The 23045-nt window shown below is 48.6% G+C and carries 19 protein-coding genes; 17 read left to right on the top strand and 2 right to left on the bottom strand.

Annotated elements, in window-relative coordinates:
* Positions 1 to 81 precede the first annotated feature (81 nt).
* From BLS69_RS24900 to BLS69_RS24890, 3 genes are read left to right on the top strand one after another with little or no spacing between them, the layout of a single operon-like run.
* Entirely contained in the window at positions 82 to 3435 is a 3354-nt protein-coding gene (locus tag BLS69_RS24900) for a glycosyl hydrolase (RefSeq protein ID WP_091037656.1), read from the top strand.
* 17 nt (positions 3436 to 3452) lie between these two features.
* Positions 3453 to 4274 (top strand): polysaccharide deacetylase family protein, encoded by an 822-nt coding sequence (locus tag BLS69_RS24895; protein ID WP_091037653.1) that lies wholly within the window; start codon positions 3453 to 3455, stop codon positions 4272 to 4274.
* Positions 4275 to 4331: 57 nt separating this feature from the next.
* Entirely contained in the window at positions 4332 to 6509 is a 2178-nt protein-coding gene (locus tag BLS69_RS24890; RefSeq protein ID WP_256332421.1) for a glycoside hydrolase family 88/105 protein, read from the top strand.
* Positions 6510 to 6700: 191 nt separating this feature from the next.
* Here BLS69_RS24890 and BLS69_RS24885 read toward each other — a convergent pair whose 3' ends face one another.
* Positions 6701 to 7576, bottom strand: a complete 876-nt coding sequence (locus tag BLS69_RS24885; protein WP_091037649.1) for a DUF72 domain-containing protein — start codon at positions 7574 to 7576, stop codon at positions 6701 to 6703.
* A 232-nt stretch (positions 7577 to 7808) separates the two neighbouring features.
* Between BLS69_RS24885 and BLS69_RS24880 the strand changes: the two genes are divergently transcribed.
* From BLS69_RS24880 to BLS69_RS24860, 5 genes are all read left to right on the top strand, one after another.
* A complete protein-coding gene (locus tag BLS69_RS24880; RefSeq protein ID WP_091037647.1) occupies positions 7809 to 8552 on the top strand; it encodes a class I SAM-dependent methyltransferase in 744 nt (247 codons plus the stop codon).
* 27 nt (positions 8553 to 8579) lie between these two features.
* Complete coding sequence (locus BLS69_RS24875) at positions 8580 to 9563, top strand: MBL fold metallo-hydrolase (RefSeq protein WP_091037643.1); 984 nt, start codon at positions 8580 to 8582, stop codon at positions 9561 to 9563.
* 197 nt (positions 9564 to 9760) lie between these two features.
* Positions 9761 to 10177, top strand: coding sequence for a hypothetical protein (locus BLS69_RS24870; protein WP_091037641.1), 417 nt, complete (start codon positions 9761 to 9763; stop codon positions 10175 to 10177).
* On the top strand, positions 10174 to 11217 hold the full coding sequence (locus BLS69_RS24865) for an FAD:protein FMN transferase (protein WP_091037639.1): 1044 nt from the start codon (positions 10174 to 10176) through the stop codon (positions 11215 to 11217). The genes BLS69_RS24870 and BLS69_RS24865 overlap by 4 nt, the downstream gene beginning before the upstream one ends.
* A gap of 31 nt (positions 11218 to 11248) precedes the next feature.
* Positions 11249 to 11902, top strand: coding sequence for a ferric reductase-like transmembrane domain-containing protein (locus tag BLS69_RS24860; protein ID WP_176873009.1), 654 nt, complete (start codon positions 11249 to 11251; stop codon positions 11900 to 11902).
* Between the two features lie 161 nt (positions 11903 to 12063).
* On the opposite strand, the gene BLS69_RS24855 is transcribed toward BLS69_RS24860, so the two are convergent.
* Entirely contained in the window at positions 12064 to 12630 is a 567-nt protein-coding gene (locus BLS69_RS24855) for a phosphatidylglycerophosphatase A family protein (protein WP_091037633.1), read from the bottom strand.
* A 188-nt stretch (positions 12631 to 12818) separates the two neighbouring features.
* Between BLS69_RS24855 and BLS69_RS24850 the strand changes: the two genes are divergently transcribed.
* The 9 genes from BLS69_RS24850 (at position 12819) to BLS69_RS24810 (ending at position 22907) form a co-directional block, all read left to right on the top strand.
* Entirely contained in the window at positions 12819 to 13874 is a 1056-nt protein-coding gene (locus BLS69_RS24850; protein WP_091037631.1) for a GerMN domain-containing protein, read from the top strand.
* A gap of 118 nt (positions 13875 to 13992) precedes the next feature.
* On the top strand, positions 13993 to 14748 hold the full coding sequence (gene rph / locus BLS69_RS24845; RefSeq protein WP_017692572.1) for a ribonuclease PH: 756 nt from the start codon (positions 13993 to 13995) through the stop codon (positions 14746 to 14748).
* A 1-nt stretch (position 14749) separates the two neighbouring features.
* On the top strand, positions 14750 to 15373 hold the full coding sequence (locus BLS69_RS24840; protein WP_091037628.1) for an XTP/dITP diphosphatase: 624 nt from the start codon (positions 14750 to 14752) through the stop codon (positions 15371 to 15373).
* Positions 15374 to 15694: 321 nt separating this feature from the next.
* Positions 15695 to 16537: an STM4015 family protein gene (locus BLS69_RS24835; RefSeq protein ID WP_091037625.1), complete on the top strand. Its 843-nt coding sequence runs from the start codon at positions 15695 to 15697 to the stop codon at positions 16535 to 16537.
* 21 nt (positions 16538 to 16558) lie between these two features.
* Positions 16559 to 17806: an STM4014 family protein gene (locus tag BLS69_RS24830; RefSeq protein ID WP_256332420.1), complete on the top strand. Its 1248-nt coding sequence runs from the start codon at positions 16559 to 16561 to the stop codon at positions 17804 to 17806.
* Positions 17799 to 18584, top strand: coding sequence for an STM4013/SEN3800 family hydrolase (locus BLS69_RS24825; protein ID WP_091037623.1), 786 nt, complete (start codon positions 17799 to 17801; stop codon positions 18582 to 18584). The genes BLS69_RS24830 and BLS69_RS24825 overlap by 8 nt, the downstream gene beginning before the upstream one ends.
* A gap of 47 nt (positions 18585 to 18631) precedes the next feature.
* Positions 18632 to 20020, top strand: coding sequence for an STM4012 family radical SAM protein (locus tag BLS69_RS24820; protein ID WP_091037621.1), 1389 nt, complete (start codon positions 18632 to 18634; stop codon positions 20018 to 20020).
* Entirely contained in the window at positions 20017 to 20880 is an 864-nt protein-coding gene (locus BLS69_RS24815) for an STM4011 family radical SAM protein (RefSeq protein ID WP_091037619.1), read from the top strand. Before BLS69_RS24820 ends, BLS69_RS24815 begins: the two co-directional genes overlap by 4 nt.
* A gap of 332 nt (positions 20881 to 21212) precedes the next feature.
* The gene (locus BLS69_RS24810; protein ID WP_091037615.1) at positions 21213 to 22907 is read left to right on the top strand and encodes a methyl-accepting chemotaxis protein; all 1695 of its coding nucleotides are present in this window, start codon (positions 21213 to 21215) and stop codon (positions 22905 to 22907) included.
* Positions 22908 to 23045 lie beyond the last annotated feature (138 nt).

Below are 23045 nucleotides of genomic sequence, written 5' to 3'. Positions count from 1 at the left end.
AAAAACCTAGTTGAACTGAAATGAACGGTATTGGTAAAGCTGGTTACCATACACTCTTGAACATGCAGGGAGGAAGGCAACATGTGGAACGGGGATGCTTTTGAAAATCCCGAGGCGCAGTACAGGGTCCATCCCTTTTGGTTCTGGAACGGGGATATGGAAGAAGAGCAGATTAAGCGGCAGGTGGCTGAGATGGCCGCGCAAGGTGTAGGCGGATTCTTCATCTGTCCGCGTCAGGGACTACAGATTCCCTATCTCTCTGAAGCATGGTTTGATAAGGTGCGGGTTGCAGTGCAGGCAGCTGCCGACCATGGCATGCAGGTATGGTTATATGACGAATATCCATATCCAAGCGGGATGGCTGGCGGAGAAGTGACCCTTGATTTCCCTGAAGCGAAGCAGCGACAGCTCGTGCATCATCATCTGGTGGTTCAGGGCGGAGAAGCTGTGGATCTGGAGTTGCCGTGGGGACGAGTCTTGGTTGCCAAGGCGATTCCCAAGGATGAACAGGGCAAGCGTCTGTGGCATGGGTCCATCGATCTGCGCAGCAAAATCGGCAATATCCAGACCGATCAGGTCTTTCAGGAGACCGGACTCACATCGTATAACCGCAAGCGGTTCTTCACCTACCGAACAGCGTTCCGCTTGTTGTGGGATGTTCCCCCAGGTGACTGGGAGTTGATTATATTTCAGGAAAAAGAGATCGATGATTTCAAATATTACGGCAACTTTGTTGATCCTTGCCACAAGGAAGCGATGAGTCGTTTTATTGAACTGACACATGAGCGTTATAAGTCAGCGGTTGGAGATCAATTTGAAAGCGTAATCAAAGGTATGTTCTCGGATGAAATCGCACCGCTGGGCCGTCTCCCCTGGTCTCCACAACTTCCCCGTTATTTCAGTGAGCGTTGTGGTTATAGTCTGATCGATTCGCTACCGGCGCTGTTATATGGTGATGTTCCGGACGCGCATCGAATTCGGTATGACTATTACCAGTCACTCCACCTGCTTCTCAGGGAGTCCTATCACAAACAGGTGCATGACTGGTGTGAGGAAGCAGGAATCCAGTACGCCGCTGAGGTACCTGGCGTACGGATGACCACCCAGTTGTTCAGCCATATGCCAGGCGGTGATTCGGCACATGAGAAAATCGGACGGTCCTTATCGTGGATTCTGGAACGATATGGCCAAAAGATGCGTGACAATCCCAAGATGGTCAGTTCGCTTGCCCGACAATTGGGCCGAAGTCGCAATCTGATTGAATGTTTTCACAGTGTGGGCTGGTCGATGACGCTACAGGATGCCAAGTGGATGATTGATCGCATGGCTGCCATGGGCACCAATTTTTATAACTTTCACGCCTTTTTCTATACGATTGGTGGGCTTGCGAAGCATGACGCACCACCGTCTCAATTTTTGCAGAATCCCTACTGGAAGCATTTCCGGCAGTTGGGGGATTACACCGGACGGTTGAGTTATCTCATGAGCACCGGAACAGCAGACATTCGTATCGCCGTACTTGACCCAACGACGACATTCTGGAGTCTGATGGGTAATCCGCTGCATGGATTTGAGTATAGCGGCGAAGACGAATTAGAACGGGCGCAACTGGAGCGTCTGACGAAGGACTGGATGCGGATTACTACCCATTTACTCGAAAACAGACGAGATTATGATCACCTTGACCCCGAATTGTTGGCTGAAGCTGACTTAACGGATGGCACCATTCGGATCGGCGTTGCCCGTTATGACGTATTAATTCTCCCACCGATGCTGAATCTGGAGGCCGCGGCCTGGGAACAGGTGAAGAGATTCGTTCAGCAGGGAGGAACTGTTATTTCTGTTGGGATGCCTCCGCATATTGCGATTCAGCCGGGAAGTCCGGAGGGAGAGGAAGCTGCCCAGTTCTTTGGTGCGGGCGAGCAGCCTCAAGAAGTGTACTGGGGCCGTAACGTGACAACAGATCATGATAACCGTGAAACCATGTGGCATCAGGGTGAGGGGAATGCCTTTTTTCTACCCGCAGGAACGGGGCAGGGAGATGACTTTTCGCTGGAGCTAATCTCTCTCCTGCTCGATCAGGTATTGCCCGAACCCATCTGTTGGATAATGGAGGAGGAAAGTGCATCTCTGCTGATGCACACCCGTCAATTGTCGGCTGGGGAGCACATGGTTTTCTTGACCAATCAGGAGGGGCAGAATCTGAAGGGGCAATTGAAGGTGGTCGCCAGACAGCTGTGGGATGGAGAGGAGCTGGCAGAGAACGCTTGTCTGGTGGCAGAACGACTCGATCTGGAGACAGGGCAGCTTCAGGCATTGCCGTATACGAGCAGTGGCGGGGAATGGTGCATTGCGCTAACGCTCGCGCCTTACGAAGCGCATGCTCTACGCCTTACTTTACAACCTGCGAAGGAAGAGGCATTAACAATGAAGGTGGATGTAGCAGACAAAACGGGTTCGGCGTTTGTAACGGATGTATCGGCAGGAGCGAATCAGGCCCGTAAGATCAGAGTTCCTTCAGAAGGGCCATGGCGAATGGAAACGGTGCAGTCTAACATCCTGCGAATGGGACAATTCCATCTTCTCGCCTCCAATGATCACGGTGTAATTCTGGAAAGCCAGCATGTAGCTGTGAAACCGTTTATTGATCAGGCGGCAGAATTATCGGAACAGCAGCATCTGCCAATCCAGTTTAATCAGGTATTTGGCACACCGAAAAAGGCATCCGTTGCTTACCCGATCGAGTGCCGTTATACGACCACATTTGAGCTGAGAACGGCATTGCCTGCATGCCTTTTATTCATGGACAGAGCGGCGATCTCGGGCACTTGGTCCATGGAAATTAATGGGCAACCACTTGGAAAAGAACAGTTCGATCCAATCGAAATAACCGACCACAATAACATCGCTTGTGATATTACGGAGCTGCTGCACAGCGGTCTCAACGAAATGACGGTGAGTGTGCAGGTAACGAAAGATGAGGATGGTATCGTTGATCCCTTGTATCTACAGGGAAGATTCGGCGTGGAGTTCCATCATGAAGGCATGGCTTCGCTTGTACGGGAGTCGGATACGGCCCTTCGTATCGGACCCGAACCGCAGCCACTGTATCCCCATTTTTCCGGGGAAATGAGTTATAAACGCACGTTCTGGTTGGATGAGCCAGGGGAAGATATGACCACGTTTGAACTGGAATTCAGCGATTGGCGGGTACAGGATGTGGTGGAAGTGCGGGTAAACGGGCATAGCCTGGGTGTACGATGCTGGTCTCCGTATCGCTGGAAGGGAGAGGTCTCCTGGTTGCGTCCGGGAGATAACGACATTGAAGTTCGGATTACCAACACATTGATTGGCCTGCTGGAAGGTACGTATTTTGATTCGGAACATCATCGATTACAGGATGCCGGTCATGTACCTTTTGCAGAATTCGGATAAAGGAGTGGAAGTAGGGCATGGGACATCGTATTCAGTTTGACCGTTATCCAGGTGGTGTGATGAAAGCGTTAACGCTCAGTTATGACGATGGAGTGGTGCATGATCGCAGACTGGTGGAAATCTGTAATCGGTATGGACTGCGGGGAACATTTAATCTGAACTCCGGTACGCTAGGCAATCCAGGCCGTATTGATCCGGAGGAAGTCGCTGAATTATATGAGGGGCATGAAGTAGCCGTTCACACGGTTACTCACCCTACGTTGCCTTATGTTCCGAATGAATTGTTGACGGAAGAGATTATCGAAGACCGAAAAGCATTGGAGCAGCTCGTCGGTTATCCGGTACGAGGCATGGCTTATCCCAACGGAGGGTACGACCGTGCGTTAAGTACCAAGCTGGAGTGGCTTGGCATCGATTATGCCCGTACCGTTGAATCTCATGGCAGATACACGTTGCCAGACCGGCCGCTTGAATGGCATCCGACCTGTCATCATAACCATGATCTGGCGGGGCATGCCGAACGTTTTATCCAACATTCCAAAACAGGTACGCCACTATTACTCTATGTCTGGGGTCACAGTTATGAGTTCAACGACAACGACAACTGGGAGATCATCGAACAGTTTGGTGAGCAGATTGGCGGCAGGGACGATATTTGGTATGCCACGAACATCGAAGTGATTGCCTATTGGAAAGCGGTGCAACGATTGGAGTGTTCGGCCGATCGCTCCATCATCCATAATCCGTCTGCCATCCCGGTTTGGTTCACGGCTGACCAGCAGGTTGTTGAAGTGCAGGGCGGAGAGACATTGCGGCTAAGCGAACGAATCAAGGTATAAGGAAGGGAGCTGACGGTCATTCGTTATTTTCATGAGAACGAGGCGATTGCAGGCAAGGTGTACGATTCAATTCCGGATATATTAACAACGGTGGCTCAGCGTTATATTGGCGATCATCCAAAACATTCATTTTTGTTCAGAGCCTATCATCAGGGAGGTTTTCGCAGGCTAGGGGACTATCGCTACGACCTGAATTTGAATGAGAAATGCGTAGAGGCTCGTGCAGGGCAGTACGTGTATGTATGGGGCAAGTTATGGAGCGAGCAGAATGCAACGTTAAATACGGGTTTGAACTGTTATAGTCCGGTGACGATTTACGTGAACGGTGAAGAGGTGTTCAAGTCCGAGTTGTTGCAGGAGTTATTTCCCGAGCGAAGAACCCAGATTCCAATTTCCGTGAACTATGGCTGGAATGATGTGTTGCTGTGTTTTGTCAAAACAGAAGTGGGATTCGGCGGTATCTACGGAACAGCCTCATTCAAAAATTTCCCGCTCCACTTCCTCACTCCTGGGGCAGATCGTCAGGGTCAGGAAGGCTGGTTATATTCGGAACCCATTGATGAACCTGTATTATCTCTTCCTCGTGACGGTATGACGGAAGAAGAAACAGGTCTTGCCTGGTATCCGCGCAGGGACTGGACAGACGAGGAGCAGAGCGCAGGTTCATTTGCTCGAATCTTTGGTACGGAACAACCGGCTGTTGCCTATGCGTGGTCCAGAATGGATGTAACCTTGCCAGGATCAACGCCAGTTATTTTAAAAGGCCGTCATGATGGAGCTTTGACTCTGTATGTGGATGGTACGGAAGTATACTCTGCTGGAGATAGCGGTAACTTTCACGTTGAACTCCCGCGCCGTTACGGTTCATCCGATCTGGTCGCGAAAGGTGAAATTCAGGCAGTCGGCGGCTCATGGGGATTCACGTTGGAAGATGCCGAGCGTTCGGGTTCCACAGGCTGGAGACTGAAACCGCCTCATCCGGTTGCGGGATGCTCTGACCCTTGGCTGTACACAGGTGTATTTGCTCCCGGTGCTGAACCATCCCACGCCGACATCGTGCGAACAGATACCGTATTTGATAATGGCGCACAAGGTGTGTATTGGCGGGTAGATCTTCCCGACACGCATGTTCGTCCTTACCTGGAAAATACACATTACGGAAAGTGGAATTATCCGCTTGGCGTTACCCTGCTTGGACTTCTCCAGACGGGACAGGAATTGGGACGGGATGATTACATTCAGTATGTACGGCAACATATTGAACTGAGTACTTCATTTGACCGCTATGGTCTGTGGGATCGGGAGGGGTACGGTGCGGCAGGAATCAATAATCAGCTGTCTGCGATAGACAGTCTGGATGATTGCGGTTCGTTTGGATCTACGTTGCTTGCTGCGATGGAATTCGGTGATATTCGTGGGGGAAGAGATACCGCGGATCGAATTGCGGGCTACATTACGGATGAGCAGGAACGTCTGGAGGATGGCGCCTTTTACCGGGTACGAGGCAGTGGGGAGATGCGTCAGGAGACGATGTGGTGTGATGACTTGTACATGAGTACACCTTTTCTGATGCGTTATGGTCAGTTGACAGGTGAGGCGACGTATTGGGATGATGCGGTCAATCAGTTCCTGATGTTCCGTAAATACCTCTACCTTCCCGATCAACAGATCATGTCCCATGTGTATGATTTTGTGCGTGGTCGGGCGACAGGTATTCCATGGGGACGAGGGAACGGCTGGGTGCTTTTCTCATTAACCGAATTGTTATCCATCCTGCCACATGATCATGTTAAACGACCGGAACTGCTACGTTTCTACCGTGATTTAAGTCAAGGTTATCTGGCGCTGCAAGGGGGAAATGGACTATGGCATCAGGTGCTGAACCGCCCGGATTCGTATGAGGAAACCTCCTGCACATCCATGTTTATCTACGCTTATGCCCGTGGTATTCGGGAGGGCTGGCTGGAACAGCCAGAGCCTTATCTGGAGGCAGTGCGCAAAGGATGGGAAGGCATGACACGTTTGTCGATTGACTATAGAGGTAATGTATACGGGGTATGCCGGGGTTCCGGGTACTCGTTTACCGCCTTGTATTATCGCGATGATCTGGGTTGGAATCTGAATGATACCCATGGGATCGGCATTGTGCTCTTGGCTGGCATTGAAGCGCATAAAATGAATCAGCAGCTCCGTGAGGCGCATATCGATTCTTCGGTTACAGCCGCGCAGCGCTGATGTTTGACGCAACGAAACGAATGTATGTGGATAGCCTTCTATTGGTAGATTACCAGCTAAAGAAAGCGGCAATGCCCTCAGGCTTGCCGCTTTTAGTTTTATTCCAATCCCGAATCTGATCTGCATAATAGCAATATATAAATACACTTACCTTCACCCAATAATATGAATAACTCCGTTTTTAGCACGCATTAAAATAGCTCCAGCTGCTCCGGTCCTTCTTCCTTCTCTGGTTCAGAACGGTCAGGAAAAGGCTTCACTGGCAGGTCCAGCAGGTCCATCATCATCTGGGCATTCGTCGCTGCATCACCACCGGAGTTGTTGTTGAAAATAACATAGACATCCTTGCTCTGCTCCTGCAATTGCTCCAGATATCCTTTCCATTCCAACAATTCTTCCTTGTTGTAACGGTACAGGTAACGGGTCTCGCGCCAATTGGGCGCACCATTCTGATGCCAGCCGGACACGTTGCGTCCGTGCATGCGAACCAGTGTCATCTCCGAATCCGTCGCCTGTGGAACGATGGGAATGGAACCTGGACCCGCCTGAGGTTCGTCACAGACGCTGTGAATCCAGCCTTGTTCTTTCAGGAACGCAAGTGTGCGCTCTCGCATGTCACCTTCATACCAGCTACGATGACGGAATTCGAGGGCACACGGAATACCCTCCATTCTCAGTTTCACTTCACGAAGCTCTTTCACGTTGTCTTTATTGCACTCAAACCAAGGTGGATATTGAAACAAGGCTGCCTGCATCTTGCCAGCTTCAATGACGGGCTCTAGTGATTCTCGAAAAGCCTTATACATCTCTGACGTGCTGGTGAAGTAGGGCTTGCCCCGTAGATGTCCGGTCATTCCCTGATAGGCTTTGATGATAAAAGCAAAGGATTGGGGCGTCTCTGCAGCCCATCGTGCCATTCGATCCCGCGGCTGAACCGCGTAGAAGGAACTATCCACCTCCACGGTGGAGAAGTATTGTCCGTATAGACTGAGCTTGTCTTTGGCTTTGGTACGGTTTGGATAGAGATCTTCCTGATCCCCCCATCCGGTAAGTCCGATGCGAATCATAAGAACACCTCCTGTTGCTTTTTGAACAACTTCTTATAATTAACCGATTTACTGGCGTATGTCTAACATTATATCGTGTGCATTTTGGCTCTTCAATGTTGGAAACTTACTGGAATTTTTTGAGTTTGCAGAATAAAGACGTTACAATACATTAAAGCTAGGGGAAATGATCAGGCTTGTACAACAGTGACTATAGATAGAGAGCCAGTGACCAAGTGGAGGGCGAGAATGGATGACGGAATGGTATGAAAAGAGTTTTGGAGAAGATTATCTTCTCGTATACAAGCACCGGGATGTGCAGGGTGCCTATCAGGAAGTACATAAAATGATCAATTGGTTGAAGCTTGAGCCCAATGCTGAAGTACTGGATCTATGCTGCGGTATGGGACGGCACTCCATGGCACTTGCTGACGCAGGTTTACGAGTGACCGGAGTTGATCTGTCCGATGTGCTTTTGCGCGAAGCACGCCTAATGGACACTGAACACCGAGTATCTTGGTGTCACGCAGACATGCGTGAACTCCCGCTGAAAGGCGGCTTTGATGCCGTAGTCAATCTGTTCACATCGTTTGGTTATTTCCTAGAGGACGGAGAACAACTGAAAGTATTACGTGCCATTCATCGGATGCTTCGCCCGGGTGGCAGCTTTATAATTGATTTTATGAATACGGCTTATGTGACTCGTCATCTGGTACCGCACTCCGTCCGAGAGGATGAGGGGCAGCGGATTGAGGAGTATCGCAAGATTGAGGAAGGGTTTGTGCAAAAGGAAATTCGCATTACGGATACCACATCCGGACATGAACCGCGGGTATATCAGGAGCGTGTGAAGTTGTACACACGGGATCAACTGAGTCAGATGTTAAGTGCCGCCGGACTCCGGGTAGATCAGGTACATGGCGGTTATGACGAAGAGAAATATGACGAGCAGACTTCTCCACGCATGATTTTTGTGGGTCGTCGTCCTGTGGAGTGAACAGAGACAGTCTGGAAGGGGGATAACATGAAGCGCACAGAAGAGATGTCCATGACAGAGGGCATACACCGGGTCAAGATCAGCATGTCGTTTCCCTTGCGATGGGTGAACAGTTATGTGTTATCAGAATCGGGTGGGAAGATAACCATTATAGATCCGGGACCGCGTAATTCGGAAACAGAACAGGAGTGGAGTGAAGCGCTGGCAGATCTTGGCCTGACCTTTAGTGATATTCGTCAAATTGTACTCACCCACCATCACCCCGATCATCTTGGGTTGTCGGGTTGGATGCAACAGATGACGGGGGCACCCGTTCGAATGTCCACACGCTCCCGCCAAGAGGCCGACTATATGTGGGGACCTGATTCACGTATCAATACAATATTACCTGATTATTATGGTCGTCATGGTATGCCGGAAGACAAGACTGAGCAGATACATGAACATATGAAGGCATTTACTTCGCAGATCACGCCACTTCCGAATGTCACACCCGTTGAAGATGGCGAGTGGCTCGATATGGGCGGGAGACGTTGGATTGCTGTGGAGACGGGTGGACATGCCCCAGGCCATTTATCCTTTTATGCGCCGGAGTCCATGGAGATTCTGTGCGGAGATGCAGTTTTGCCACAGATTTCACCGAACATCAGTCTGCAACCCGGCAGTGACCCTCAGCCATTATTGTCTTATATGGAAGGATTGCAACGTCTTGGTGAGCTGAACGTCAAGCAGGCGTATCCCGGACATCGGAATCCTTTTGCCCAGTTCAACGAACGGACAGTACAATTGCTGGCTCATCACGAGGAACGTCTTCAGAAGATGACGGAGCGAATTCAGGAGTCACCGGCGAATGCTTATGACATCTGTGTGCACATGTTTGGCAATCGGCTGGGTACCCATCAACTGCGGTTTGCCATGAGTGAGACGTTGGCCCATTTGCAGGAGTTACTTCGACGCGAAGTAGTGAAGCAAGAGCAGCAACCGGATGGCACGTTCTATTTTCAAATCTAAACGAAATGATGATATGGATATGAAAAGATAATACGATCTATATAAAGGCTCTGGACAGGAAATTCACCTGTTCTGGGCCTTTTTAGCCTCTCTTAACGGTTCATTCATCTATTTTTAAGCCAGCGCGCCTATGATACATCTATGAACTTCGCTAGGGCGTGTCTTGAGACATACCCTAAAGAAAGTAGGGAAGAGCGATGACCAGAAGAAAACGGAATCAATGGAGAAAATGGCAAGCTTCAGCGGCAGCAACGTTGACTGTGGCTGCACTCTTTCAATATGTAAGAACTTCGGATGCCTTTGATGTGGCCTATGCAGCAGCAAATGGCACAGATACAAGTGTTACTGCTTCAAGCCAAGTGGATACGCATGATGATGTGATGGATGAATGGATCAACAGTACAACGGACAGCAACAACTGGAACACGCAGGACAATGACATTAATGATAGTCAATATAATGGAACATCTGATAGCACAAAAGCAGCTCTGCCAGATCAGAGCACGAGTAACAAGGGGAATTATTCAGATTCTCAGCGTGTCGGACAAAATAACCAGGGTACAGACTCCGGATACAGCAGTGGCAACTATCAGTCACGCACAGGTTCATCATGAGCCGCACGGAGCAAGTTGCTCGTCCGCTCCGATTTCAATTCCGTGCGATGAACACGGATGTTGAAGTGCAACTGTCCGCTGGGCGGGAAGAAGCTGAACATGCAGCAACCTTGGTGAAGAATTGGTTTGAGACGCAGGAGCAGCGCTTCAGCCGATTTGTGGCAGACAGTGAACTAAATCGTCTGAATGGTTCGACCGGATGGATCCCCATCTCCGCTGCGATGGATGAAGTTTTGAGTCTGGCCTATGGATATATTGGACTGACTGAAGGGATTTTTCAACCAGGTATCTCGCAGGCTCTTCAGGCTTCGGGATATGATATAAGTTTCGAGAAAGTGCAACAACGACAACCGCAACGTCCGTTGCTTGAACGCATATTGCGAACTAAAACGCCTGAATGTTCAGGGATGACAGAAGATCGATATGACCACAGTCGTCCGAGCTGGATTCAGCGGGAAGGTAGCCGGATGGTTCATCTGGACCCCGGAGCTGAGTTGGACCTGGGAGGCATTGTTAAGGGCTGGGCAGTGGAGCGTATCGCAGACTGGTTACAGCGAACGTTGCATATTCCGGCAGGTTTGATTAACGCGGGTGGAGATATTCAAGTATGGGGTTCACCAGACCATTCCCAGTGGACCTTGCAAGTAGCAGATCCTTTGCAGAATCAGGGTGCTGTGTCGGGAGTGATCCGTTTACAGCGAGGAGCTGTTGCCACTTCGGGTATTTCCCGCAGACAATGGCAGAATACGGATGGAAGCTTTGCACACCACCTCATTGACCCCCGGACGATGGAACCGGCGGATACGGATGTGTTACAGTGTACCGTCCTGGGACAGCATGCGTCACAATGCGAGATCATTGCCAAGACGGTCTGCATTTTGGGTAGTGCCGAGGCAGTGGGCTGGTTAAATCGACATTACGATCGGCATGACGTCCTGTGGATGACACGGGATGGGATTACTTATTTTAGAGGGAATACGGATACGCTTGCTGAGCACTGGCCCGGTTTTGATCCGGATCATCGCTTCAGTCTGATCTAGGACAAGTCTAACAGATATGGGGGAGCCGGTTATGGCACAATGGATTGTAGATTACCTGCCAACGTGGAATATCATTCGAATTAGTGGAATTGCTGCTTATGTGCTGCTCTTTACAGGTGTGTTTCTGGGCATTGCGCAAGGGATGCCTATGGCCAAAGGCAAACCAAAAGCAACCATGTTCAAATGGCATATTCGAACGACCTGGCTCGCCTTCGGACTTGGACTCGTGCACGCATTAACGTTATATATTGATCACTATAGCCCGTTTACCTGGGGAGAACTTCTGATTCCTTTTACAGCTTCCGTGCATCCGATCGGCAGTGGTCTGGGAACGTTAGCCTTCTACGGATTAGTGATTGTCCTGTTATCCAGTGATCTGCGGAACAAGCTGGGCCGTAAATGGTGGTTCATGTTCCACCTGTTGTCCTATCCGGTGTTCATTGGTCTGCTGGTTCACGGCATGGTTACCGGAACGGATTCTGGCAATATCATCATGCGGATGATGTATGTATTTACCGGACTCAGCATTCTCGGTATCACGGTGTTGCGTGGCATGTTGCGAGAACGCAAAGGCCCGGAAATCACGATTGGACCGAAACGGGCAACATCTGGTTCACATTCCGAGCAGAATTGGGTTGAAGGTATTGGTTTGGTGAGAACGGTACGACCTAAACATCTGAAATAATAACATGTGGATTATCCAATATGTATCGTTACACATGCAAAAGAAGCGGCCATCAGGCCGCTTTTTTCATGAATAGTTATTTCCTCAAACAGTTATTTCACGAAGCATCCACACACATGTCCAATGTTCCACATGGCTTCAGATATGAAACGAGTTACGCATTATACAGCGTCATCACTGACAGGTTTTTCTCCCAGTGCTTCTTCAAGCTCGGATTGTTTGCGATGGGCGATCCGACTGCTCGCTGCCGATGCAATCGCACCGACAATATCATCGAAGAACGTGTGAACAGGACCCAGGCTCTTGTCATTCAGTCGTTCAAGCACCCCTGGTTTTAGCTTGTCCACATAACCATAATTCGTAAATCCAATGCTGCCATATACATTGACGATGGAGAATGCCAAAATCTCATCCACGCCGTACAGTCCTTCATCGTTCTCAATCATCTCCTGCAAAGGAGATATGAGCTGCCCCTGTTCTGCCAGAATATCAAGCTGAATCCCGGTCAGAACAGCGTTCTGTACCTCACGTTTACGGAGAACCATCTCCACATTTTCGATACATTCTTCCATCGTAAGACCTGGATAATATTTTTTCTGCAATAACATGACCAGCTCTGCGATCTCAGGGATCGTGACGCCCCGCTTATGCAGCCATTCCCTTGTTGCCTCCGCCACTTTGCGGCTATTCAGGCTGTAAGGGATTTTTTCTTGCTCAGGATGTTCCATGGGCGATTCCTCCTCTGAAGTTAGCAATGTCCCTACTCTTGCTTCCTAATACGTTATTAACCTGTTTTACGTTTCTTTAAGATAATATATAAGTTTTCAGCAAAGCGATTATCTTTTAGTTATTTTTTGGACAAAGGCTCGTATACATGGTAGTACAAACTGTAAAAATGATGAGGGGGAACGTGATCATGAGAAAGATCCAATCTTTGCGTACGGTATCGGCAGCAGCGCTGCTGAGTATTCCTATGGTATTGTCAGGCTGCGGCATGTTTGGAGCACAGTCTTCCGAAGCTGTTGATCCACCACCGCCCATTCAGGAAGCAGCCATGATTCAGGCAGCCGAAGGAAATGGGGCACTCGCAACGCTCCCATTAACGACGGTATATCTGCAAGACCAGCAGGGGCTGCTCGCTCCGGTATCCCTGACACTTCCTTCTGGAACAGACGCCAGCAGTCCAAAGACAGCTCTGGATACACTTGTCACAGGCGGGGCCTATGCGGGTATGTTGCCGGAAGGATTCCAGGGCGTTCTCCCACAGGGAACGGTTGTGCAGAATGTAACGATTCACGCGGATGACAAGCTGGCGGTCGTGGAGTTCTCGGGTAATTTTGCCAAGTATGATGCGAAGGAAGAACGGAAAATGCTAGAAGCTGTCACGTGGACATTGACGGGAACGCCTGATGTGGAGAATGTGCAGATCTGGGTGGATGGCAAAAAGTTAACACAAATGCCGGTGAACAGCACGCCGTTGCCTGAACCGCTGAATCGGGCTGTGGGAATCAATCTGGATTTGGGTGATACGTTTGTGACCAACAGTAGTCCGGTAACGGTCTATTTCTCCGCTGCTTCACCAGCAGGCATCCAATATTATGTTCCGGTTACACGTCTGGTTACACCTGGTGAAGATCGGGTGCAGGCAGCATTGAATGAGCTGATCAAGGGACCTGACAAAGGTGGAGAACTGGAAGAGGTCATGACAGGCGGAACGGAGCTGCAATCGGTCAAAACGGCAGAGGATGGCACGGTAACGGTTGCCTTGAAAGATGATATGTTTGCCGAAGGGGATATCGTGCCAAGCGAGCTTTTACAGTCTGTCGTATTAACCACTGCGGAGAACACAGCCAGCAAGGATGCCAAAGTACAGATCGAGTGGAACGGCCAAAAAACGGTCATGGGTGACGACAACAGGGATTACAGTGCGCCGGTTTCCAAGCCTGAATATATTAACGAAATTCCGATTTAACGAACGCAGAATGCATAAGGATGCTTTTAACCGAACTCTTTGGTAAAATATAAGGGATTAGTAAAAGTGTGAACAAGCTCAACATTACAGGATGCTTAAGTCGTAGGAGGCAGAAAAAATGAGATCAAACGGACGAACCAGCGAACAGCTGCGCCCGCTGAATTTAACAGTGAACACAAATAAATACGCCGAGGGCTCTGTACTGATTGAAGTTGGAGATACAAAGGTGATCTGTACAGCTACAGTGGAGGAACGTGTTCCTCCCTTTATGAAAGGGCAAGGGAAAGGCTGGGTAACGGCTGAATATTCCATGCTGCCACGTGCAACACATACTCGGAACCAACGTGAAGCCAATCGCGGCAAATTAACTGGACGCACCATGGAAATCCAGCGTCTGATTGGTCGGGCACTTCGCTCGGTGGTCAATTTGCAGGCTCTTGGTGAGCGTACGATTACGCTGGACTGTGATGTTATTCAAGCCGACGGAGGCACACGCACAACGTCCATTACCGGTGCGTTTGTAGCGCTGGCGCTTGCCGTGAACAAGATTTCCCAACAGCACAAACTGCAAGTGTTCCCGATTACGGATTTCATTGCTGCGGTAAGTGTGGGCGTAGTAGGTGAACAGCCTGTACTGGATCTGAACTATGATGAAGATTCCAAAGCCAAGGTGGATATGAACCTGGTGATGACAGGCGGCGGTAAATACGTCGAGCTTCAGGGAACAGGTGAGGAAGCGCCATTTGATCGCCGTGAGCTGAACGCAATGCTGGAACTGGGTGAGCAGGGAATTCTGGAGATGATCGAGCGTCAAAAAGAAGTACTTGGACCGATTGCGCTTAAGATCGGCGCGCGTGGATTAGGGGAAGCTTAAGATGAGTTTGGACAGCCCAATCCTCATTGTTGCAACCCGCAATGCGGGTAAAGTCCGTGAATTCGCTCATGCTTTCGCACCGCTTGGCAAAGAGGTTAAGAGCATGTTTGACTACCCGGAGCTGCCGGATGTGGTGGAAGATGGCGTAACGTTTGCGGAGAATGCCTGGAAGAAAGCCAAGGCGGTTGGTGATGCGCTTGGATTGCCTGTTCTGGCAGACGATTCAGGACTTTGCGTAGATCTGTTGGACGGGGAGCCGGGAGTATATTCAGCGAGATATGCAGGCGAAGAAGCAACGGATGCACAGAATAATGCGAAGTTGCTGGAGACGCTGGAATCGTTGAAATCCGGTGAGGACACCGAGCAGCCGCTACTAAGTCCGGCTCGTTTTGTCTGTGCATTGGTACTGTACGATCCGACAACAGGTGATAAGTATGAATCGGAAGGCACTGCGGAAGGTTGGATCACGGCCCAAGCTGCAGGTGCTGGCGGTTTTGGATATGACCCACTCTTTTATGTACCTGAATACGAGATGACGATGGCAGAGCTGACGCTTGAGCAAAAACAGGCGATTAGCCACCGTGGTCATGCGCTGAGAGCACTTGTATCCAGACTTGAAGGATAAGAAATAACATTAAAGCGTTAATGGAAGGACAGAAGCATTCCAATGGAATGGTTCACCCGCCATTAACGCTTTTTTGATGTAATGGGGGATGGAGGGGGTGGGCGTGGTTGGTAAGGTCCATCCATATACCTAATGCTATGGGTTATTTCTGTGACTGTTACATAGAACGTATGTTCTTATACCTACATAAAAGTTGGTTTACATTGCACGATTGGGAATCTCATTGGGACTGGAGTTGGAAGAAGTTGCAAGCCTTCTGTGGTATGGGTTAACATTCAAATTAACGAATCATATATGAACCTTAAACGGAGGGATTTGCTCATGCAAGAAGTGAAGCTTGTTGTATCCTACGATGATTATGAGGACGGCATTCGTATGGAAAAATTAATCAAGGAACTAGCGGCTAAACCGGAGGCCAGCTCATTGGAAAGTCTGGTCATTGGAGATTGGGGACAGGCTTATGAAAATTCGCCTGATGAGTTCGTGGGTGCGCTCGTCGAGTCGGCTCCAAGCTTTCCGTCATTGAAGAAACTGTTTATTGGAGAAATGGGATTCGAAGAATGTGAAGTATCATGGATTATCCAGACGAATCTCACACCACTGCTGGGTGCTTTTCCAGAATTGAAATCATTCTCTGTAATGGGTAGTAGTGATCTTAGTCTGGAACCACTCCAGCATGCCAAGCTTGAAGAACTGATTATTATTTGTGGCGGTCTCCCGAAAGAAGTGTTATCTTCAATCACTCACGCTGAATTGCCTGAATTGCGTAAACTGGAACTGTACTTGGGTGTGGATAATTATGGTTTTGATGGATCACTTGAAGATGTACTCCCTTTGCTAGAAAAAGGATTATTTCCAAAGCTGGTTTACTTGGGGCTGAAAGACAGTGAAATTCAGGATGAGATTGCCAAAGCAGCAGCTCAAGCACCTATTCTGGATCAACTTGAAATACTGGATCTATCGCAAGGAACGTTGTCCGATGAAGGGGCTGAGGCCTTGCTTGCCAGTGACAAGATCAAGAAACTGAAACATCTCGATCTAAGTTACCATTACATGACCAATGAAATGATCCTTCGCTGGAACCAATCGGGTATATCTGTAGATGTTAGCGACCAGCAACAGAGTGATGAGGATGACTGGCGTTACCCGTCGTTAACGGAATAGATGATGTCAGGTGTTACGGAAATGAAAGAAACCATGTATCAACCCATAGGTATACCTGATCCAACGCAAGATCAGCCCTTATTGCTGATTGGAAACCCCAATAACCGAAGAACGCAAGGGATGCAAGAGGCCAGGCATAGATTAGGTTTGAAACCTGCCGTTGTACTGTCTTATGCCCAATTGCTCCAGAACTGGAGACAGGGACGAACGATCGCTGATACAGTTGATTTCAATCTGCCTGTACCCCTGATTCGCATTGATGCTCCTGGTGAGGATTGGGAAGTAGAGCGTGAATTGTTGTTCCTTGGAGCGATGGACGATACCTCACCCTTAATAGATGGAATAGGTGCAGAAACATTTTCCGCAGAACAGGCACTTGAGCTGGAACAGGAGTGGGGAAGAATATACGCTCCCGCCCAGTGGTTTCGTGGCTGGAAAGCATGTTTGGATCGAATCGGCCGTGAGTCTCGGGAAATATGGCCTGAAGTTCGATTCTTGAATGATCCCGCCGATATCCAATTGATGTTTGACAAGAGAGTATGTCAGCAGCATCTATCTTCACATGGAGTTGATGTACCTCCGGCGCTTCCATTTTCGCAGCTAATCCGCAATTATACGGACTTGTGTGCCTCAATGAAGGCTGCCGAGATGAACCGTGTATTTGTGAAGCTTGCGTGCGGCTCCGGGGCTTCAGGAGTTGTTGCCTATCAAGTCAATCCCCGAACGGGTGATGAGATCGCTGTAACAACGATGGGGATCGAACAGAGACAGGGCAAGACAATTTTCTTCAATGAAGGACGTCTACGCAAGTATACCCGCAGTGAAGAGATTGCTACGCTGATGAACTGGTTATGTGCAGAAGGTGCACAGATTGAACGGTGGATGCCCAAAGCCACGCTTGATCAACGGGCCTACGATATTCGCCAACTGGTTGCGGGTGGACAGGCAGGTCATGCGATTATGCGGCTGAGCCGTACGCCAATTACCAATCTGCATCTGCGCAATGAACGTATGCTGCCTGCTGAAGCAGGGCTGGATGAACAGCGGATGTCGCTGGTTCGGTCGGCAGCGCAAGCAGCTATGTCTGCATTCCCCAACTCGTGGTCAGCCGGGATTGATGTGATGCTTACGAGTGGTTCGAATCCGCGTGCCTATGTGCTGGATGTGAATCCGTTTGGAGATCTGTTATACAGGGTCGAGCATCATGGCCTCGGAACCTATGAGTGGGAAATGGAGCTTTTACGAAAGGAGCCTATTCAATATGCCTGATATGAACACCATTGTGGGCTCCCATGATCTGTTAATGATTACGCTGGATACGTTACGATATGACGTAGCCAAGCTGGAAGAGAAAAATTGTCCTAATCTGTGTGGTTCGGGTCCGTGGGAGAAACGTCATACCCCGGGCAGTTTTACATATGCAGCGCACCATGCTTTTTTTGGTGGTTTTATGCCGACTCCTGCCAATACAGATAAGGCATCTCATGTAAGGCTATTTCATTCCCGGAATACTGGGCTCAAGACACATCCGCACACCTGGTTGTTTGATACACCGGATATCGTATCCGGGTTCGCAGCTGAAGGTTACCGCACCATCTGTATTGGCGGCGTCATCTTTTTTACGAAAAAAAACCCGCTTGCGAAAGTATTGCCCGGTTATTTCCAACAGAGCTACTGGCGAATGAACTTTGGGGTAACCAACCCGAAATCAACAGAGCATCAGGTACAGCATGCATTAAAACTGCTTGAACAGACATCGTCGGATGAAAAGATATTTATGTTTTTGAACGTGTCTGCCATTCATGGTCCCAATCGTTACTTTGTAGAAGGAGCCAAGGAGGACTCGGTGGAGACTCAGCGAGCTGCACTTCGATATGTAGATGAGGCTCTTGGTCCATTGTTCGAGGCGATGAGGAAACGCGCCCGGCCTGCGTATTGCCTAGCTTTTTCCGATCATGGTACAGCTTACGGTGAAGACGGGTATCAAGGACACCGGCTTGCGCATGATGTCGTCTGGACGGTGCCTTACCGTGAATTTTTAGTATAGTGTGTATTGATCTTATGAGGACAACAACCGGAGACAGGAGGAAACTGATGGAGAAACATTTACAACATACAACAACAGGCCATTCCACGCAGTCCGGATCCAATATAGCTAAAGGCCTCAAAGAAGTACTGGCATTCCCTTATCGTTCTTACTTATACTCGTACCCGCACAAGACCGCCTATCGGGAGCTTGACCCACCACTGCCGTTAGGGCCACTGTGGGAACGAGAAAATACCGATACGTATTTTTTATATATGCATATTCCCTTTTGCGCTGCTCGTTGCGGATTCTGTAATCTGTTCACACTGCCGGATCGACGGGATGATACGCATGAACGCTATGTAGATGCGCTGGAACGTCAGGCGAAGCAGTGGGCACCCATTACATCTCGAAGGCCGTATTCGAGGTTTGCGATTGGTGGAGGAACGCCTACATTATTAAATGAGGTTCAGTTGAATCGTCTGTTTGATATTGCTGAACATGTGATGGGGCTGGACCCTGCGCAAGCATCGATTTCGGTGGAAACGTCGCCAGATACCGTTACGGAAGCCAAGTTATCCATTATGAAGGAACGAAGTGTGGATCGTGTTAGTATGGGCATCCAGAGTTTTATTGAAGCTGAAGCATCTGCCATCTATCGTCCACAAAAACCGCAGGAGGTCGAACGAGCGCTTGAGAAGCTTACTCGGTATGATTTCCCATTGTTAAATCTGGATCTGATCTATGGTTTGCCAGGGCAAACGGTGGAATCGTGGATCTATTCATTGGAAAGAGTTCTGGCCTACGAACCAGGCGAAATCTTTATCTATCCCTTGTATACACGGGAAAATACAATCGTGAAGCCCGATGATATCCGCCGTCAGGGACCTGACATCCGGATGGAACTGTATAAAGCTGCACGTGAGACTTTAAAAAGTAAAGGTTATGTGCAATATTCGATGCGCAGATTTGCCAAGGAACATTCGTCCTCCAAAGTGCTTCTGCCTTATAGCTGTCAGGAGGAGGGCATGGTTGGTCTGGGATGTGGCGCACGCTCTTATACGAGTGAGGTACATTATGCTTCCAAGTATGGCGTGAGTTACAAGGCCACACAAAGCATCATTGCCGATTATGTGGCAACTGAGCGCTACGATGTGGCAGATTATGGCATCGTGTTAAGCCGTGAGGAACAGAGACGTCGCTTTATCCTGAAAGCCTTGCTGCATCGCGAGGGATTGACGTTGTCTGACTACCAACAGCGCTTCGGTACCGATGTGATGTCCGACTATGTCTGGTTGGCTGAACTGTTGACAGAGGGCATGGCGGAGTTAGAGAGCGATGAGGGCAAGCAGGTACTGCGTCTGACAGAAGAAGGACTGGGTTACTCCGATGCGATTGGAGATTGGCTTATATCTGCCGAAATTCGTGAACAGATGGAAGGGTTTGTTTTCTCATGAGAGCGACTTTGTATTATCGGGGGAAGTTGTCTTCCTGTAATTACGATTGTCCATACTGCCCTTTTAGCAAAACGGTGGATTCCAAAGAGACGTTGGAAGTGGATGAACAACAATTGCGTCAATTTGTGAATTGGGTGAGGGAGCAGGAGAGTGCCGGGCATCAATTTTCGATTTTCTTCAATCCCTACGGTGAAGCTTTGGTGCGTCGTTGGTACCGGGAAGCGATGGTTGAGCTGTCACATATGCCACATGTGGATAAAGTTGCAATTCAAACCAACCTGTCCGTCAAACTGGATTGGGCGAGGGAGCTGGATGCGAATAAAGCAGCCTTTTGGGCGACGTATCATCCTCGTGAGACAAAAGAGGCTTCTTTTGTAAAACAATGTCTGACCTTGCGTCAGATGGGACTTGCTTTTAGTGTCGGTACTGTCGGACTCCGTAGTGCTTTCCCCGCAATTGAGTCCATGAGACAGGCTTTGCCGGATGATGTGTATATGTGGGTAAATGCCTTCAAAGATCGACCCAAGTATTACACGCCGGAAGAGATTCAGTTTTTACGTGGGCTTGATCCGCTTTTTGAAGGTAATCTGCAGGATTATGAGAGCTTGGGCAAACGATGTGCTGCCGGTTCGGAAGTGTTTTATGTACAAGGGTCAGGGCATGTGAAGAGGTGTTACAAGGATCGCCGGATCATCGGACATCTATATCGCGATGGTTTGCAGGCTTTGGCCGCTGATCGGCCTTGTCGCATGAAAAAATGTGGCTGTTACATCGGTTATATCCATATGGAGGATTCCCCATTCAGAGAAACCTTTGGTAGCGGGCTGCTTGAACGAAATCCGGTATTGATCAATCGGTAATTTTGAATTGAAATGCGCTGAAAACGATAAAGACTTTACACCAGTAGGTACTGCTGGGTAAAGTCTTTTTTTTATTTTAGTCTAACGATTCAAAATGTGTAATTTAGGATAAAAGAGATGTAGTATATTGTCGGTTGGTTGTGTATAAAAACCTAAATTATAGTATGGGTAGATACTATAGACCTATATTTGATTGCGCAATATGCTAACCTGTTTCAATTATTATCATATTTATCCATTTTTAATTGAATAAAAAGGAGGGAGAATTTTAGCATTTAGACTGACTACATAATTCATGATTGAAATACATTGAAACGTATGGGGGAAATGAAATGAAAAGAGTATCCATTAGTAGGAAATTGCTTTTAGGTTTTGGTTCTGTGCTGCTGTTATTGGTGGCCGTTGTAATCATCTCATATACTCAGTTTGTCTCGGTTGAGAAAACGTTTACAGATTTAATCCGGGAGCGAACCGCGAAACTGCTCATTATCAAAAATATGATCATTGATGTGAAATCCCAGCAGGTTGCTTTACGGAATTTTGTGACGGAAGAGAATGATCAAAGCGAGCAACAATTCAAGTCTTTTTATGAAGATTACCGTAAAACAAGCGAAGAATTAAGATCAGGGATACAAACCCCAACGATGATTGATTATCTGGATCGTTCAGACCGCAGTGCGGAGGAATATTATGCCTTTGGACAGAGTGTCATCGAGTTGAAGAGACAAGGGGAAACTGGCGAAATCACAAGGATGCTGTTAGAGACAGGTCCAACGATTATATCCGGATTTGAAGAAACGGTAACGGCCATGGAACAACATCAACAAAACTCGTTGGACACCGGCATTGTTAATGCCAATCAACTCATTCAAACAGTGCTTCGTTTAATCATAATTATTGGTATTGTCTCGATCGTTTTAGGCGTGGTAATTGCTTTGATCATGGGGAGAATCATATCCAAACCGGTTGCACATGTTGCAAGGGCTGCAAGCCGAATTGCTGATGGGGACCTGACGGGTGAGGCGATTGTTGTTCGTAATCGGGATGAGATCGGAGAACTGGCGGAATCCTTCAACAAAATGATGGACAACTTGCGTCATTTAATCCATCAGGTGGGTCATAATGCGGATCGGGTAGCTGCTTCATCTGAGGAATTAACAGCAAGTACAGAGCAAACGGCGACAGCGACCGAACAGGTAGCTACGACGATGGAAGAGATTGCTACGGGTATGGATACGCAAGTGAGTATGGTTGGAGACGGATTTCATACGATTAGTGAATTGTCCACAGGCTTCCAGCAGATGACAGAGAATACACAAAATATGTCGGATGAAGCAACCAATGCGTCAGCAAAAACCATAACTGGTAATGATGCAGTTCAATCGGCTGTTGAGCAGATGAACTCGATTCATCAGACTGTACGTGTACTTGCTACGGTTATTGAAGAACTGGGTAATCATTCCGATGAGATTGGATCCATGGTTGAAAGTATCTCCGAAATATCGGCACAAACCAATCTGCTGTCTCTTAATGCGGCTATTGAAGCGGCAAGAGCAGGGGAGCATGGGCGTGGATTCGAGGTGGTTGCTACCGAGGTGCGCAAGCTGTCTGATCAATCTGCGAAATCAGCGGAACAGATTAGTGTACTCGTAGCTGCTATACGCAAAGGGATGAATAATGCATCACAATCCATGGGAGAAGTAAACGCTGAGGTTCAGGAAGGTATAGAACTTGTCCGTAAAGCGGGAGGTACCTTTGAGGAGATTCGTGAAGCTGTCAGCAATGTCGCAGGTCAGACTCAGGAGGTATCTGCATCCATTGAACAAATGGCGGCGGGTGTGGAGCAGATCAATGTGTCCATGAAGACTATCATGGAAGTAACAGAGAATGCAGCTGCCGGAACAGAGGAAGTCAGCGCAACGTCCGAGGAACAACTGTCTGCCATGCAGGAAATCGCTTCGGCGGCTAATGACCTTTCCTCTATGGCGGAAGAGTTACAGGAGTCCGTCAGTCGATTTAAGGTGTAATCATGGGTATACTTCTGGGTGAAGTTCAATATTTATGAACGATCATATCGTGTATGTAAAACAAGTGGGTGCCCAAGAGAACAACAGTTATGCTGTTCTCCTGGCACCCCTTTTTTGATGAAGTAGCGATCAGTGGGT

This window comes from Paenibacillus sp. CF095, assembly GCF_900101225.1.
In the GTDB taxonomy this organism is placed as follows: Bacteria; Bacillota; Bacilli; order Paenibacillales; family Paenibacillaceae; genus Paenibacillus.
Note: the sequence above shows the minus strand (reverse complement) of the source record. Positions and strands in the feature narration are given on the sequence as shown.